Here is a 15,076-nt window from a genome sequence, read left to right as displayed (position 1 = left end):
GTAATCTTAGTTCAGTTTGAATAAATAGAAATACCTATTGCTGGATCAAATTTGCCTATTCCTACTCTATGCTTGTTGAATTTGGATTAAAGTGGCCTAAAGTGTGCACTTTCCTATCTTGGTGCTAGTATTCACCTCCAAAGTCGGTCGAGGTGTTTGATGAAGAGTATTGCTCAGCTAATGTCGGCGCTTGCGCCAAACGAAGGGATAAATCCAACTGCCTTGCAAGGGGTTCATATTTTTCGTAGCTCGCAATATGGTGCGCGTGGACCTATGTGTTATTACCAAGGCGTACTGATTGTCGGGCAGGGTAAGAAGCGGGTATATCTGGACAACGAAGTGTTCGACTATGACCCGCAAAACTCACTCGTAATGACGGTGCCTGTTCCGGTGGAGTGTGAGACGTTTGCATCGGTAGAAGAACCTGTCTTAGTCTTGGTCATTGATATTGACCTAAAGCTACTGGATGAATTAACTCGGGTGATGGATGCCCATGATCAACTGCCTACTGAACTGGGGGAGTCACACTTGCCTGGTTATTTTATTGCCCAGAATAACCAGCAGATGGAGAGTTGTGTGATCAGACTGCTGCAAGCTTTGCTGTCTCCCCTTGAGGCGCAGGCGCTGGGCGGCAGTTTTTTACATGAGTTACTGTATCGATTACTGATGTTGCCCAATGCAGCACCTTTATATGCATTAGCATTAAGCCACACCCGGCTTTCTCGCATTGATAAAGCACTGAGCTTTATCCATCAGCACTATGCAGACTCTATTGAGGTCGAACAGCTTGCTAGCCTAGTCAATATGAGTACATCGGCTTTTCATCGCGGCTTTAAAGAGGTGACAGCCTCTTCACCTATTCAGTATGTGAAAAAAATCCGTCTCAATAAGGCCAAAGAGCTGCTGCAACAACATGGGGCTAAGGCTAAAGAAGCCGCCTTGGCTGTTGGTTATGAAAGCCCCGCGCAATTTAGCCGTGAATTTAAACGCTACTTTAAACAAAGTCCGGGTGAGTGCATTAGGCGATAACCTGGTGGTTATGGTGAGGGGTTGTTGGCTGTGAACCACTTGGCACTCTGTTATTAAGCAAGCAAAGTGGCATGTTATTGTGTGATGTGGTGGTTGCCAGGTCTAGTTGGGTGTTTTGAGTTTTGGCATGTGGCCCGGTCAACTCACTCTCTGTTGGAGATATTACAATTAATCAACAATTACTAAAACATGACATGCTTAACAATTATGCACTCAAACCCATGCTAGGTGTTGTAACTTAAAGCCAGTTCACGTTTTATCTATGTCTTAAGTGGTATTTTTGTATTCCGCAAAAGGATGTGTATCTCTTTTAAGTCTTTATTTATCCAATGGCTTTGCGCTTCAAGGTCTGGTTCAGTTAGGAATTTGTATGTCTTCTATTATTCAATCGGTACCCGGTGACTTGATTAAGCCGTATCAAGCCGATATTACCGTACCCAACTGGATGCTGAGCTCTATGGAGCGAGTCATGCAGTACTATGTGGATAAGAATTTACGCCTCGATACCCAGTCAGCTTCTATGATGCCAGCCCCTGTCGAGGGTAAGAAGTACATGCTTTATGCTCATGTGCCTTTCTGCCATACCCTTTGCTCTTTCTGTACCTTCCACCGTTTTTTGTTCAAAGAAGATAAAGCACGTGCGTATTTCATCTCTTTGCGTAAAGAGATGGATATGGTCAAAGCACTTGGATATGACTTTGAATCTATGTATATCGGTGGTGGCACGACAACGGTACTTGAAGATGAGTTAGCGCGTACTATTGAGCATGCGAAAACCTTGTTTCCCAGTATTAAAGAGGTGTCTTGCGAGTCCGATCCACAGCATTTAGATAGCCCAGGCTTTAAACAGCTCGAAGGACTAGTGGATCGCATGTCTATTGGCGTCCAGAGTTTTAATGACGACATCTTAGCCATGACAGACCGATTAGAGAAGTTTGGTTCTGGTCAGCAGACGTTTGACAAGATCATGGCGGCTAAAGAGCTGTTCCCTATTATCAATGTCGATCTTATCTTTGGTTTTCGTGGTCAAACTGATGAGGTTATCCAGCATGATTTGGATATGGCTTCACGGTTAGATCCTCGTCAAATTACCACTTACCCCTTGATGATCACTCATCAAACTCGCAAGAGTGTTAAGGGTAAACTTGCCGCACCTCAGGGGGATATGGCGCGTCAATACCGCCAGATCCTTAATAGCCTAAATGGCCAGTATAATCAGTTGTCTGCATGGGCTTTTGGTAAGGCGAATAACGAAGGTTTCGATGAGTATGTCATCGATTATGATGAATACTTAGGTGTGGGCTCAGGTTCATTTAGCTTTTTAGATGACACCCTGTATGTGAACAACTTCTCTTTACGTAAGTATCAAGAAAATATTGCTGCTGGACGTATGGGAGTTGAACAACAGAAAAATTACAGTAAGAAAGATGTGATGCAGTATCGATTCTTGCTGGGGATGTTCTCGGGTCGTCTGTCACGTAAATACTTCCGTGAGACCTTTGGGGTGAATTTAGATACAGCACTGTTTAAAGAGATGGCCTCCATGAAGGTGATTGGCGCGATTAAGAATGATCCTACAGATCCCGATAATCTTATCGTCACCGATAACGGTAAAATGATGGGATTATTGATGATGAAAGAGTTCTATTCGGGTATGGATAACGTTCGTGCGCAGCTGCGTAAACCGCTCAAGCCTTGTGATATGTGACCGAAAACGCAACAAAAAAGGCTGGCCTTAGGTCAGCCTTTTTTGTTTTTACTGGCAAGTGTTTGAGGGCTACAAAGCCTAGGTATTGAGAAAATAGTGTTGTTGCTTTGGCCGTAGCGATAACTCCTGCTCTAGCCGGGCTACCTCGGTTCGGATCTGCCTGATAAAAGGGTCTTCGTAGTTTAGACGCTCAAATTCATGGAGGCAGGCGCGATAACGCTGCAGCTTATGTTCGGGAGTTGCGGTCAAATCCATGATTTCATCAAAGTATATTATCGATTCCATTCAATAATCCTTTATTTAGCTTGTGGACGAATGGTAGCGCTATTTGCGTATTCAAAAAGTCATTGCTGGTGAAAGTCGTTTTCTCATTCAAAAGTTCTATATTAATCAAACTGTTTAAAAACAATCGGTTAAGTCGTTCGTGGTTGATGGCTATTTTTGTAAAGGCGAGATGCTGACAGCGCTTAGGGCAAAGGCTTACATCTAAGTGAGCGTTTTAGGGAACGCTTTGCGACCAATATTCACGGTTGTAGCACTTGATAATCGTGTCTATTCGGGTAGCTTTGAGCCACTCTTAAGTAAATCGTCTGGCGCAGATTCATACGCGTTGAGGCTAAAAAGAAAGGATTGTTTATGGTCATACGCATAGGCGAATTTCGCGCAGCAGAGGGCGAGGGGCAGGCTTTGCATCAGTTCTTGCTCTCTTTAGCCCCATACATTACTGCCTCTAAAGGTTGTCTTGCTTATGAGGTATTACGCCAACAAGATAATAATGATCTGTTTGCGGTGATAGAGCGCTGGCAGTCGATTGAGGATCATCGAGCGTCGGTTAATGGTTTCCCTGTTGATGAGATGCAGGCTGCGATGTCGCTGTTTGCTTCACCGCCGAAGGGCACTTACTATTACGGTGATGGCTAATGCAGGGTCACGTCAGCTGAACGTTTACTGTCGTTACTTAGTTTATATTAATTATGATTTTTCGGAGCCCTTATGGCCAGTATCCTACTTATCGCCAATTTAAACTGTGATCGTATATTAAAGCTTAATAGGCCATTGGAGACCGGAGGTCGCTACCATTATCAAGATGGTGGCTATCGCCTTGGTGGCGGTGGCGCGAATACTGGTATTGGTTTGGTTTGGGCTGGGCATAACGTGGCGCTAGTGAGCCAAGTTGGGCGTGACAAAATTGGCGACTGGTTAATGGCTGAGGCCAGTACGCAAGGGATAGACTGTCGTCTAATGCAGCGTTATGAGCAAAATACCTGTGAGATGTTATTGGTCATGACACCCGATGGCGAACGTACCATTATTAGACCTGAGCGCCCGCTGTTTGAGCTAGCCGCTCCGCCTAATTGGAGCAATTGGGATGCGCTCTACATAAACTCTTCTGCCGAGGGGGCGGTGAGCTGGGCTAAAACGGCGCTGAAACAGACGTTAGTGATGGCGCAATTGGCTAAGGATAACCGTCAGCGACCTTGCCATATTCTTATTGCCTCAAAGGCTGATATGCAGGGGCGTAGCCAGTTGTCTCCGTGGAAGTATGCCTTAACGATAGCGGGTGAGAGTTTACAGTATTTTATCGTTACCGATGGTGAGTCTGGTGCGATGGTTTATCACAACAAGGGTGAGCAGCATGTCGCCGCGCAAACGGCCAATGTGATTGACACCACTGGTGCTGGTGATGCTTATGCCGCAGGGGTATTGCATGGTTTAATGCAGCAGCAACCTATTTGCCAAGCAATGGAGGAGGGGGCGAGATGGGCCGCATTTGCGGTGGCCACCCAAAGTTCAATTCCTGGCGCACAATTAAACCATTATTTGGCTGGTCAAAAGCACCTATAGCCATGTATTTGTCATCATAATGTCATTATCTGAGGCTAAAGTACTTCGCATCGGTCGCAGGCTGTTCCCTGACCTTGTTGTGTGTTGTAGCTTAGTTTCTAACATTGAGTGCTCTTCTGATCTCTCGCCCCGTTTAGGGGCTTTTTTTTATCTGAATTAAAATCGGTGAGTTCTGCTTTGAATTCGGTTAACATTTGGTTAACTGTTTCGGGAGCTGTTGCTGTTAAGGGGTATTTATGGGGAATGCTGTTTGGAGCGATAAAAGGAAGTTCATTTGGGTACTGTTTATCTTGCTGCTCAGTGCTTTTATTGCGATCAGTGCGATCAGTTATAAGGTTGCCCACGACTCTTTGAGTGAGCACATCTCTGAAAACACACTCCCGCTCACCAGTGATAATATCTATTCCGAAATTCAACAAGATCTGCTACGGCCAATATTTATCTCCTCTTTGATGGCACAAGACACTTTTGTACGAGAATGGACCCTCAATGAAGAGCAAAACCCTCAGCAGTTGATCCGCTACCTTAATGAAATACAAACAAAGTATAATACGGTCACCAGTTTCTTTGTGTCAGAAAAATCCCGTAACTACTATCACTCAACGGGAGTACTTAAGCAGATTAATGATATAGACAGTGAAGACGCTTGGTACTTTAGGGTCAGGTCGCTACCCAAAGAAGAGTTATATGAGATTAATATCGATCCCGACACGGCCAATAAAAACCGTACCGTTGTTTATATCAACTACAAGGTATTTGATTTCGATGGCAACTTTATTGGTGTCACAGGCGTTGGGCTGGCTGTTGAAAAGGTTAAAGAGCTGGTAGAGATGTATCAAGCTCGCTATAACCGCCATGTCTACTTTGTCGACAGAACGGGAAGAGTTACGCTGCGAGGCAATGAATACCATGGCAGCAATTCATTACAAAAATCTAAAGAGTTAGCCCCGCTCGCAACGCGAATTCTTACCAGCCCCAGTGCATCGATCTCCTATATGCGAGACGGTAAAAGCGTTTATCTCAACAGCCGCCTAGTCCCCGAGTTTAAATGGTACTTAATGGTAGAGCAGGAGGAGGATCCCGATGAGCAGAAGCTACTCAATACCTTCTGGACTAACATATTGCTGAGTTTTATTGTCACCGTCGCTATTTTAATTATTGCCAACATGACTTTAGGTCGCTATCAGCGCAAGTTAGAACTGATGGCCACTACCGATAAATTGACTGGTGTGACAAATCGACAGGTGTTTGAAAGCCATTTTGAAAATACCTTAAAGCTAGCCACACAAGAGAGTTCGCGGGTGTCTGTACTACTGCTTGATATCGATCATTTTAAACAGGTTAATGACCGCCATGGTCATAGTATTGGTGATTTAGTCATCCAAACTGTATGTCATATTGCGCGCGCCGAGTTACGCGACAGCGATCTGATCTGTCGTTGGGGTGGGGAGGAGTTTTTACTGCTGCTACCAAATAGTGATTTGGCCCACGCCAGTAATCTGGCTGAAAAAATACGTACTCAAATTGCGCAACGTATGATCCGCGTAAATGGTGATGAATTTGGTGTGACAGTTAGTCTAGGTGTTGGTGAGTATAAGCAGGATGAGTCCTTACAATCACTGATTAATCGTGTCGATGTCGCCCTTTATCAAGCCAAAGCACAAGGGCGTAATAAAGTGGTGCTATCGACCTAATGGTTGGGGTGGTCAACACAACGCCAAGGCTTATCCTAAGGGAATTTAGTCTGCAAGACGCGGAAGGCTTTTATTGGCTCAACGTTGACTCTCATGTTCTGCGCTATACGGGCGATGAGTCTTTTGATTCTATTGAGGCTGCTGCACGATTTATCGAAAACTATGATGAGTACAAGCGTCACGGTTTTGGCCGTTGGAGCGTTATTGAGCGCGCAACGGGACGCTATTTAGGTTTTTGTGGGCTGCGCAAAGATACTTTGTCTGGCGAAGTCGATCTTGGCTTTCGGTTAATGCGTAGTGTGTGGCGCCAAGGTTTTGCAGCGGAAGCAGCACAGGCCGCATTGCAGGTGGGTATTAAAGACTACAAGATTTCTACTTTTTATGGCAACGTAATGCGTGAAAATGAAGCATCAATTCAGTTGCTGAAAAAATTGAAATTTGAATTGCTCGGCGCCGAGCAGCAAGCGCCAAGTGAGTGGCTTAAGTTCGTCTTACACCAATCAATCTAAGAAAGAATTTGATATGAAACAGTTGTTAGTAGAAAGAATATCGGGATTGTATGCAGGCGATGCTGTTACTGAATATGGTGGTGTCAGCAGCATGATTGCAGGGAAACAGCGTCGACAACAATTAGTGGTGACCGAATCAACGGTTGTCGGCGATTCGCAGGCTGATCCTAAGCATCATGGTGGCTTAGACAGGGTACTGCATCATTTCCCTCGTGAGCATTATGGTCAGTATCGACGCTGGGATATGATGGTAGGCTTTAAAGATGCCCCCGCCATGGGCGAAAACATTAGCAGTGTTGGCCTCGATGAAACTCAGGTCAATATTGGTGACATAATTGCGATCGGTGAGGTAATCGTGCAAGTCACTCAACCGCGGTCTCCCTGTTTTAAGCTCAATCATCAATTCGGTCACCAGGACTTTGCACTGGCGATGCAGACGAGTGGCCTTTGCGGCTGGTTTTACCGAGTGATAACCCCTGGTAAAATAGCTCAAGATGCAAGTATATCGCTGCAACAACGTTGCAGCGATATGAGTGTTAGAGAGGCGATGAATATCTATTTTTCTTCCGAGTTTGATGTGCACGCCTATGACCGTTTAGCCAGTTGCGAGGGGTTAGCCCAGTCTTGGGTGAATAGTTTAAGTCGTCGCTTCGATTCTGAAAAAATAGAGCCTTGGCAGATTAGGCTTTTTGGGCCGCATAGCCGCTAAAACGGATTGGTATGGACAACATAATAGTAATGATCAAGGAGAAAGATTAGTGATAGAAAATGAAGCATTATCCAAAGATGACAAAAACATGGGCGTTGCAGTACACCTTGCCAGCTTTTCTGGGTATTTAATTCCGTTCGGCTCAATTTTAGGGCCATTGATTGTGTGGTTGATGAAACGTGAAGAGATAGCGTTTGTCGATCAGTGTGGCAGAAACTGTTTAAACTTTAAAATAAGCGTGATGCTATATGCGTTTATTAGTATGATCTTAATGTTCGTTGGGATCGGTTTTATTTTGCTAGGTTTGTTGGCGATTTTTGACATTGTCGTGACCATCATAGCTGCGATGAAAGCCAGTGAGGGGATTAGTTATTCTTATCCCTTAACGATTAAGTTTTTGAAGTCGTAAAGGCTTAAGCCAGTCGCTATGTCGTTATCAAAAAGCCCGCAATCGCGGGCTTTTTTGTATAGATATTTCATTAGATATCAAGGCTTAGACCTTAAATCCTGCCACTAAGGTATCCAGACGTCTTGCCAACTGATTTAACGATTGACTCGCTTGCGCCACTGCCTCAGAGGTTTCTGTGGTACGTCGTGTGATCTCGCTGATCTCTGTGACGTTACGATTGATATCTTCAACCACGGTTGATTGCTCTTCCGTTGCAGCGGCGACCTGAATATTCATGTCGGTGATCGCCCCAATTTGCTGACTGATTTCGGTCAGTGAATGGCTTGCCTCATCAACCGCTGCCACGCCCTCTTGGCTGCGAGTTCGGCTTTGGATCATTGCCTGTACGGCCCGAGCTGCCTCGGCTTGTAGGTTATCAATCATCTTCTGTACTTCATCGGTTGATGCTGCGGTGCGCGATGCTAAGTTACGCACCTCTTCTGCAACGACCGCAAAACCGCGACCCGCTTCACCCGCTCGTGCCGCTTCAATGGCTGCATTAAGTGCAAGTAGGTTAGTTTGGTCAGATACCGCACGAATAACATCCAAGATACTACCAATAGAAGTGGTGTGAGTGGCGAGTGACTCGATGACATTACCCACCTGTTCTACATCTTTAGAAAGCTCATTAATGGTATCGCGGGCGCGCATAACAACCACTTGGCCGGCACTTGATTCATTGTCGGCGTCTTTGGCGTTATCGGCGGCTTGGGCTGCGTTACCGGCGATTTCATGGACGGTGGCGCCCATTTCGTTAATCGCAGTTACCACCATCATGGTTTGATCTTTCTGTAGTTGGCTGTCGTCGAGTGTCTGTTGTGCCTGATTGGCAACATTAGTGGCCGCTTCACTCAATTGGACACTGGTGTCAGTGACTTCAATAATGGAGTGCTGAATTTTCTCGATAAAACTATTAAAGCCTTTAGCAAGTTGGGCCAGCTCATCTTGACCTTCAACAGGTAGACGTTGGCGCAAATCACCTTCACCTTGGCCGATGTCTTGTAGCATATCCGCTACTTTAGCAATGGGCTGACTGACTGATCCGGCAACAAAAATAGATAGACCAATAAATGCTGCAGCAATAAGCAATGTCCAGATTAAGATCTGATAGGCCGATTCTTCAAGTAAGGCAAATACTTCACTCTCAGGCACTTGGGCAATAAGGTACCAGTCCATTGACGGGATATAGCTACTGGCAACCAGGGTTGATTCACCATCGATATCAGTTTTGATTAAGCTAAAGTCGCTACGGTTGAGTAACTGACTGGTATTAGCCTCTTGGTATAGAGATGTCAGGCTACTGCGACCAATCTCACTGGTATTTTGATGTAGTTTAACTTGGCCTTTGGCGTCGACAAGGTACACAAACCCAGTGTCTTCAATTTTAAATGAACCGAGTAAACGCACCATGTCGTCTAAGGATTTAGCTAACCCGACTAGGCCCCTGTCATTAGGCTGTTGATAGTTAATAAAGAGTTTTACCTCGCCATTGGCTTCGGTAAAGACGTTCAACATACGTTCTTGGCCACTATCTCGATAACCGAAGAACCAGCCATCTTGATCCGGTGTTAAGAGACGCAGGAAACCATCTTGGGTGTAGTACGCTGCAGTTTCCCGATCTGCATAGGAGGCTTGAGCTAGGTTGTACTGGCGTTTAATGTCATTAAGTTGCTCAATAACCAAGGCCTCTGTATCGGCCGGGCGACCTTCGACTAACCACTGTTTAAGCATCTTACTATTGGCCAGTTGCTCAGCAGCATTCATTAAGACAGAGATATCCATCTCTACCTTATTTCTCACCGATTGCAACGTATTTGGCAGTTCAGAGGTCAACATTCGTTGTTCGACAACCTCTTTAGCGCTGCGCTGGCTAAGTACGCCAACGAGTACAGTCGACAGTAGCACCGCAAAAGTGACCGTCAGCAATATTTTTTGTTTAATTGTTAACATGTTAAGTTTCATCGTTTATAACTCGCATCCACAATTTCCGAATATCCATTCAGATGTTTGGTTAATTGATTTAAGGTTAGTCGCTGTTTGCTTAACACGCTAAACCATTGAATATTATGGGGTAGGATTTTCCATTTATCGCATCCACCTCAGGTTGCAGCCTTGCGTGTTATGAGGATGAAGGTCATTCAAATGGTGCGCTTTAGATAGCGCTTGTAGGTATAGTGAACAATTATGGTGATTTATTGGCGTAAGCGCAAGCGGCAACCCATTAAAAAACGCGCCAAAGAGCAGCGCGTTTTTGTTTATAACTGAGTTGGTTACATATTGGGGTAGTTAGGACCACCGCCACCCTCTGGGCTGACCCAGGTAATGTTCTGACTGGGATCTTTGATATCACAAGTCTTGCAGTGAATACAGTTTTGACCGTTAATCATAAACTTCTTCTCACCAGCTTCTTCGACAATTTCGTAAACCCCAGCTGGGCAGTAACGCTGTGCAGGTTCATCAAACTTGACTAGATTAACATCGATAGGGATCCGCTCATCTTTAAGGCGCAGATGACACAACTGATCCTCTTCATGGAAGGTGTTGGAGAGATAGACAGATGAGAGCTTGTCAAAGCTGAGTTTGCCATCTGGTTTGGGGTAATCAATTTTGCTGTAGGCACTGACTTCAGCCATTTGGGCGTAGTCATGCTTCTCATCACGCAGGGTGATAGGGAATTTGCCGCCGAACCAGTTTTGGTCGATATAATTGAATGCGCCACCTAAATAGGCACCAAATTTGTGCATGGCTGGGCCAAAATTGCGTGATGTATGCAACTCTTCTTGTAGCCAGCTTTGTTCAAACTTTTCTTGATAGCAATCCAGGTCTTTTCCACCTTCAACCCCTGCATGCAGTGCATGGCAGATGGTTTCGGCCGCTAATATGCCGCTCTTCATGGCGGTGTGAGTGCCTTTGATTTTGGCAAAATTGAGTGTGCCCGCATCACAACCAATAATCAGTCCGCCAGGGAAACTCATTTTGGGTAGCGAGTTAAGTCCACCTTTGGTGATGGCGCGTGCGCCGTAGCTGAGACGTTCGCCATCTTTAAGGTATTGGCTGATCACTGGATGAGTTTTATAGCGCTGAAACTCATCAAATGGACTCAAATGTGGATTTTGATAGTTAAGGTCGATAATCAGGCCGACCGCGACTTGATTGTCTTCAAGGTGATAAAGGAAACCGCCGCCTGATGCACCTTCAGTAAGCGGCCAACCACCAGTGTGCACCACTTTGCCCTGTTGGTGTTGCTCACTAGGGACTTTCCATATCTCTTTAAAGCCTAAACCGTAATGTTGTGGTGTCTTGCCATTATCAAGGTGATATTTTTCGATAAGCTGTTTGCCTAGATGTCCGCGGCACCCTTCACTGAATACCGTGTACTTAGCGTGGAGTTCCATGCCTGGCTCATAACTGTCTTTGGGTTGACCATCGGCACCCACACCCATGTCACCAATTAAAATACCTTTAACACTGTTGTCATCGTTAAAAAGCAGTTCGCTGGCAGGAAACCCCGGGAAAATTTCAACGCCCAAGGCTTCGGCGCGTTCGGCTAACCAGCGGGCGAGGTTGCCGACACTAATAATATAATTGCCGTCATTGTGCATCGTCTTTGGGATAAGGGCGTTAGGCATCGCACGGGCTGCTGATGGTGAGTTAAGCATGTGCAGTTCATCATGGGTAACAGCTGTGTGCAGTGGTGCGCCGGTGTCTTTCCAATCGCTAAATAACTCATCGAGTACTTTAGGTTCAAATACTGCACCAGATAGAATGTGAGCGCCAACTTCGGAGCCTTTTTCTACCACACAAACTGACAGTTCTTGACCACTGTCTTGAGATATCTGCATCAGTCGACATGCTGTTGCCAGGCCTGCAGGACCAGCCCCAACGATAACAACGTCAAACTCCATCGATTCGCGTTCCATCACTTCACCTCTTTTGTTCTTATCCCCCGATTGAAACGGGTGTTTTATTCTTTTCACCACCTTACCTTAATTTTGTGAGATGGCACAGAGTTTAAGCAGTCAGGATAGACTAATTGATAGTAATTATCTGCGTGAGCGCTGTCACAATATGTTCACGCTCAGCTGATCTTGTGCAAGAAAAGGGTGAACAGGGGTATTAACTGATGCAAATTTAGGCCTATAATTGTGAAACGACGGTTCTCCGAGCTTTCTATCCTACGTCAACAGATATGGGTAGCTAGCCGTGGCAATAGTGCCACCGGGGTGAGAAAAGAAATTGACTCACCTCCCCTTACTTGGAAAGGTGATCATGTCTCAATTACAAGACAATTTTGGTCGAAGATTTCACTATCTGCGGATGTCAGTCACTGACGTCTGTAACTTCAAATGTACATACTGCCTCCCCGACGGCTATCGTCCCGATGGTAAACCCAAATTTTTAGATCTTAATGAGATCGAAAATCTAGTGGGTGCTTTTGCCGAAGTGGGTACGCAAAAAATCCGTATCACAGGTGGTGAACCTACGCTGCGCAAAGACTTTAGCGATATTATTCGTATCGTGGCTGACAATGATAAAATTTCCACTATCGCGACTACCACTAACGGATATCGCTTAGCTAAGCATGCTCAAGAGTGGTATGACGCAGGGCTTAGGCGCATAAATGTGTCGGTAGATAGCCTTGATCCGCGGATGTTCTATCAGATCACAGGTGAAAACAAGTTTGACGATGTGATGCGTGGGGTTGATGCCGCGCTAGAGGCTGGCTTTGAGCGCGTGAAGATCAATGCGGTATTGCTAAAAGGCCTCAACGATAAAGATTTGCCCCGCTTTCTTCACTGGATTAAACAGACGCCTATCGATCTGCGTTTTATTGAGTTGATGGAAACCGGATTAGGCCGTGACTATTTTAAGGCGCATCACCTAGCGGGGGCCGACATTAAGTCTCAGTTAATCCAAGACGGTTGGCAACTCGATTAGTCTGCCGTTGACGATGGTCCAGCGCAGAACTTTAGCCACGGTGATTTTCAAGGTCGCATTGGGTTAATCATGCCTTATGAAAAAAACTTCTGTGCTAACTGTAATCGCCTGAGAGTATCGGCTAAAGGTAAATTGCATCTATGTCTGTTCACTGAGCACGGTGTCGACTTGCGCGATCTGCTACAAAGTCATTCACAGCGTACTGAGCTAATTGAGCGTCTGCATGGTCAACTCCAAGCCAAGAAGGAAACCCATTATCTTCATGATGGGGTGACCGGTGTGACACAACATTTGGCCTCCATTGGCGGTTAACTTAGCTTTATGACCTAGGGCAAACACCATCGCTTAGGTCATAGGTATACTCACGGCATCAATTTAGGTGCGCATTCATCCATCAGTTTGAAAATCATCAAGAGAGATATTATGGGTCACTGTACCAACTCGAAATTTGAACCCCTAAATATTGCCGTACTCACGCTTTCAGATACTCGAGATTTTAGCCAAGATACCTCAGGGCAGTTTTTAGAAGATGCCTTGATTGAGGCAGGTCACCAACTTGTAGCGCGACAATTAATTAAAGATGATAAGTATTTAATTCGCTCAGTCGTATCTCAATGGATCGCCTCTAAAGAGGTGCAGGTCATTATCACTACTGGCGGCACAGGTTTCACTGAGCGGGACAATACACCAGAGTCGGTTAAACCACTGTTTGATCGAGAAATCGAAGGATTTGGCGAACTGTTTCGCCATATCACCTATACCGAGCTCGGCACGTCGACAGTGCAGTCCCGTGCACTGGGAGGCTTTGCCAACAAGACGGCAATATTTTGCTTACCTGGTTCAACGGGGGCATGTCGCACCGGTTGGAACAACATTATTAAAGAACAACTCGATGCAACCCACAGACCTTGTAACTTTGTGATGCATGTGAAGAAGGTATCAATTGATGAGTAATGAATTCACCCACATTAATGCCGATGGCAATGCCCATATGGTTGATGTCACCGAAAAAGCGGTTACCGAGCGTGAGGCCCGTGCCGAAGCTTATATTGAGATGGCACCAGCGACACTTGAGATGATCATGAGCGGTAGCCATCATAAAGGTGATGTATTTGCCACGGCACGTATAGCAGGTATTCAAGCCGCCAAGAAGACCTCAGATCTCATCCCTTTATGTCACCCATTGATGCTGACTAAGGTTGAAGTTGACCTAGAAGCCCAGCCTGAACATAGTCGCGTGCGTATTACCAGTTTATGTAAGCTCTCTGGCAAAACAGGCGTAGAGATGGAAGCGTTAACTGCTGCATCGGTGGCCGCACTGACCATTTACGATATGTGTAAAGCGGTACAGAAAGACATGGTGATCTCCCAGACTCGTTTACTAGAAAAGCGTGGCGGAAAATCGGGTCATTTTAAGGCGTAAATAGCACAAGTTTAAAGGTAGAAATAGATGATAAACGTACTCTTTTTTGCTCAGGTTCGAGAGCTTCTCGGCGAGAGCACTATAGCGATTGAAGCCAGTGAAGCGACCAGCACAGCCGAGGGGCTGCGAGCGCAGATAGCTGCTAAAGATGAGAAGTGGGGTAAGGTACTGGCGGCTGACAAGTTGCTAGTTGCTGTCAATCAAACCATTAGCAGTTGGGACACACCTGTTGAAGATGGTGACGAAGTGGCGTTCTTTCCGCCAGTGACCGGAGGCTAATATGAGTGCGTCTTTAGATCATATAGTGGTACAAACTCAAGATTTCAGCGTGCCAGATGAGTATGCGCGAATTGCCGATGATAACAGTGACGGCGCAGTGGTGAACTTTATCGGTAAGGTACGCGACTTTAATGATGGTAGTGCGGTGACCGACCTGACACTTGAGCATTATCCGGGTATGACCGAAGCTGTGTTGCATCAAATTGTGGTCGAAGCGCGTGAGCGTTGGCCGCTTAATAAGGTCACGATTATTCACCGTGTTGGCACCATGGCGTTGGGTGAGCAGATTGTGTTTATCGGGGTTACGAGTGCTCATCGTAAGGCTGCCTTTGCTGCCTGCGAATTTTTGATCGATTTTTTAAAGACCAAAGCACCATTTTGGAAGTTGGAAGCCGGTGATAAAGGCAGCAATTGGGTCGAGGCCAAAGACGCCGATGAACAAGCTGCTAAAATGTGGGAAAAATAACGCTTTAGGTGGCGTGATGAAATATTTC

At 45.7% G+C, this 15,076-nt stretch carries 15 protein-coding genes, 1 pseudogene and 1 riboswitch; of the genes and pseudogenes, 13 read left to right on the top strand and 3 right to left on the bottom strand.

All coding sequences use genetic code 11. The features are described from left to right. Positions 1 to 159: 159 nt before the first annotated feature. Positions 160 to 1,029: an AraC family transcriptional regulator gene (locus L876_RS0108405; protein WP_028763396.1), complete on the top strand. Its 870-nt coding sequence runs from the start codon at positions 160 to 162 to the stop codon at positions 1,027 to 1,029. A 370-nt stretch (positions 1,030 to 1,399) separates the two neighbouring features. Continuing rightward, entirely contained in the window at positions 1,400 to 2,737 is a 1,338-nt protein-coding gene (locus L876_RS0108395; RefSeq protein ID WP_028763395.1) for a coproporphyrinogen III oxidase family protein, read from the top strand. Between the two features lie 78 nt (positions 2,738 to 2,815). Here the strand turns inward: L876_RS0108395 and L876_RS21400 are convergent, their stop codons facing one another. Then, positions 2,816 to 3,022 (bottom strand): hypothetical protein, encoded by a 207-nt coding sequence (locus L876_RS21400; protein WP_037428246.1) that lies wholly within the window; start codon positions 3,020 to 3,022, stop codon positions 2,816 to 2,818. A 351-nt stretch (positions 3,023 to 3,373) separates the two neighbouring features. Here L876_RS21400 and L876_RS0108385 point away from each other — a divergent pair, with 351 nt between their 5' ends. From L876_RS0108385 to L876_RS0108360, 6 genes are all read left to right on the top strand, one after another. Beyond that, the gene (locus L876_RS0108385) at positions 3,374 to 3,658 is read left to right on the top strand and encodes a putative quinol monooxygenase (RefSeq protein WP_028763394.1); all 285 of its coding nucleotides are present in this window, start codon (positions 3,374 to 3,376) and stop codon (positions 3,656 to 3,658) included. Positions 3,659 to 3,730: 72 nt separating this feature from the next. Then, positions 3,731 to 4,582: a PfkB family carbohydrate kinase gene (locus L876_RS0108380; RefSeq protein ID WP_028763393.1), complete on the top strand. Its 852-nt coding sequence runs from the start codon at positions 3,731 to 3,733 to the stop codon at positions 4,580 to 4,582. Positions 4,583 to 4,818: 236 nt separating this feature from the next. Continuing rightward, complete coding sequence (locus tag L876_RS0108375; RefSeq protein WP_028763392.1) at positions 4,819 to 6,276, top strand: sensor domain-containing diguanylate cyclase; 1,458 nt, start codon at positions 4,819 to 4,821, stop codon at positions 6,274 to 6,276. Further along, positions 6,276 to 6,785 carry a GNAT family N-acetyltransferase gene (locus L876_RS21395; protein ID WP_051413038.1) on the top strand — a complete coding sequence of 170 codons (510 nt, stop codon included), beginning with the start codon at positions 6,276 to 6,278 and terminating at the stop codon, positions 6,783 to 6,785. The genes L876_RS0108375 and L876_RS21395 overlap by 1 nt, the downstream gene beginning before the upstream one ends. Before the next feature lie 13 nt (positions 6,786 to 6,798). Further along, complete coding sequence (locus L876_RS0108365; RefSeq protein WP_028763391.1) at positions 6,799 to 7,494, top strand: MOSC domain-containing protein; 696 nt, start codon at positions 6,799 to 6,801, stop codon at positions 7,492 to 7,494. 88 nt (positions 7,495 to 7,582) lie between these two features. Next, positions 7,583 to 7,903, top strand: coding sequence for a DUF4870 domain-containing protein (locus L876_RS0108360; RefSeq protein ID WP_037428267.1), 321 nt, complete (start codon positions 7,583 to 7,585; stop codon positions 7,901 to 7,903). Between the two features lie 84 nt (positions 7,904 to 7,987). Here L876_RS0108360 and L876_RS0108355 read toward each other — a convergent pair whose 3' ends face one another. Next, on the bottom strand, positions 7,988 to 9,904 hold the full coding sequence (locus L876_RS0108355) for a methyl-accepting chemotaxis protein (RefSeq protein ID WP_028763389.1): 1,917 nt from the start codon (positions 9,902 to 9,904) through the stop codon (positions 7,988 to 7,990). A 308-nt stretch (positions 9,905 to 10,212) separates the two neighbouring features. After that, the gene (locus L876_RS0108345) at positions 10,213 to 11,862 is read right to left on the bottom strand and encodes an electron transfer flavoprotein-ubiquinone oxidoreductase (protein WP_028763388.1); all 1,650 of its coding nucleotides are present in this window, start codon (positions 11,860 to 11,862) and stop codon (positions 10,213 to 10,215) included. Positions 11,863 to 12,089: 227 nt separating this feature from the next. Further along, positions 12,090 to 12,224, top strand: a riboswitch (molybdenum cofactor riboswitch). Between L876_RS0108345 and moaA the strand changes: the two are divergent. From moaA to moaE, 5 genes and pseudogenes are all read left to right on the top strand, one after another. Continuing rightward, positions 12,212 to 13,192 (top strand): annotated as a pseudogene (gene moaA, locus L876_RS21390) (GTP 3',8-cyclase MoaA). (Overlaps the previous riboswitch by 13 nt.) A gap of 111 nt (positions 13,193 to 13,303) precedes the next feature. After that, entirely contained in the window at positions 13,304 to 13,834 is a 531-nt protein-coding gene (moaB, locus tag L876_RS0108335; RefSeq protein ID WP_028763387.1) for a molybdenum cofactor biosynthesis protein B, read from the top strand. After that, positions 13,827 to 14,303: a cyclic pyranopterin monophosphate synthase MoaC gene (gene moaC, locus L876_RS0108330; RefSeq protein WP_028763386.1), complete on the top strand. Its 477-nt coding sequence runs from the start codon at positions 13,827 to 13,829 to the stop codon at positions 14,301 to 14,303. The genes moaB and moaC overlap by 8 nt, the downstream gene beginning before the upstream one ends. A 27-nt stretch (positions 14,304 to 14,330) precedes the next feature. Then, positions 14,331 to 14,582 (top strand): molybdopterin synthase sulfur carrier subunit, encoded by a 252-nt coding sequence (gene moaD, locus L876_RS0108325; RefSeq protein ID WP_028763385.1) that lies wholly within the window; start codon positions 14,331 to 14,333, stop codon positions 14,580 to 14,582. Position 14,583: 1 nt separating this feature from the next. Next, a complete protein-coding gene (gene moaE / locus L876_RS0108320) occupies positions 14,584 to 15,048 on the top strand; it encodes a molybdopterin synthase catalytic subunit MoaE (RefSeq protein ID WP_028763384.1) in 465 nt (154 codons plus the stop codon). Positions 15,049 to 15,076 lie beyond the last annotated feature (28 nt).

It is taken from the genome of Shewanella colwelliana ATCC 39565 (assembly GCF_000518705.1).
Lineage (GTDB): Bacteria > Pseudomonadota > Gammaproteobacteria > Enterobacterales > Shewanellaceae > Shewanella > Shewanella colwelliana.
The sequence above is the reverse complement of the archived record's forward strand: the minus strand, read 5'-3'. Positions and strand labels throughout refer to the sequence as shown.

What these genes read in the sequence shown, in the direction of transcription:
- moaD (WP_028763385.1), top strand. Translation starts at nt 14,331, where the DNA reads ATGATAAACGTACTCTTTTTTGCTCAGGTTCGAGAGCTTCTCGGCGAG.
- L876_RS21395 (WP_051413038.1), top strand. Translation starts at nt 6,276, where the DNA reads ATGGTTGGGGTGGTCAACACAACGCCAAGGCTTATCCTAAGGGAATTT.
- moaC (WP_028763386.1), top strand. Translation starts at nt 13,827, where the DNA reads ATGAGTAATGAATTCACCCACATTAATGCCGATGGCAATGCCCATATG.
- L876_RS0108355 (WP_028763389.1), bottom strand. Translation starts at nt 9,904, where the DNA reads ATGAAACTTAACATGTTAACAATTAAACAAAAAATATTGCTGACGGTC.
- L876_RS0108405 (WP_028763396.1), top strand. Translation starts at nt 160, where the DNA reads ATGAAGAGTATTGCTCAGCTAATGTCGGCGCTTGCGCCAAACGAAGGG.
- moaE (WP_028763384.1), top strand. Translation starts at nt 14,584, where the DNA reads ATGAGTGCGTCTTTAGATCATATAGTGGTACAAACTCAAGATTTCAGC.
- L876_RS0108365 (WP_028763391.1), top strand. Translation starts at nt 6,799, where the DNA reads ATGAAACAGTTGTTAGTAGAAAGAATATCGGGATTGTATGCAGGCGAT.
- moaB (WP_028763387.1), top strand. Translation starts at nt 13,304, where the DNA reads ATGGGTCACTGTACCAACTCGAAATTTGAACCCCTAAATATTGCCGTA.
- L876_RS0108395 (WP_028763395.1), top strand. Translation starts at nt 1,400, where the DNA reads ATGTCTTCTATTATTCAATCGGTACCCGGTGACTTGATTAAGCCGTAT.
- L876_RS0108345 (WP_028763388.1), bottom strand. Translation starts at nt 11,862, where the DNA reads ATGGAACGCGAATCGATGGAGTTTGACGTTGTTATCGTTGGGGCTGGT.
- L876_RS0108380 (WP_028763393.1), top strand. Translation starts at nt 3,731, where the DNA reads ATGGCCAGTATCCTACTTATCGCCAATTTAAACTGTGATCGTATATTA.
- L876_RS0108385 (WP_028763394.1), top strand. Translation starts at nt 3,374, where the DNA reads ATGGTCATACGCATAGGCGAATTTCGCGCAGCAGAGGGCGAGGGGCAG.
- L876_RS0108375 (WP_028763392.1), top strand. Translation starts at nt 4,819, where the DNA reads ATGGGGAATGCTGTTTGGAGCGATAAAAGGAAGTTCATTTGGGTACTG.
- L876_RS21400 (WP_037428246.1), bottom strand. Translation starts at nt 3,022, where the DNA reads ATGGAATCGATAATATACTTTGATGAAATCATGGATTTGACCGCAACT.
- L876_RS0108360 (WP_037428267.1), top strand. Translation starts at nt 7,583, where the DNA reads ATGGGCGTTGCAGTACACCTTGCCAGCTTTTCTGGGTATTTAATTCCG.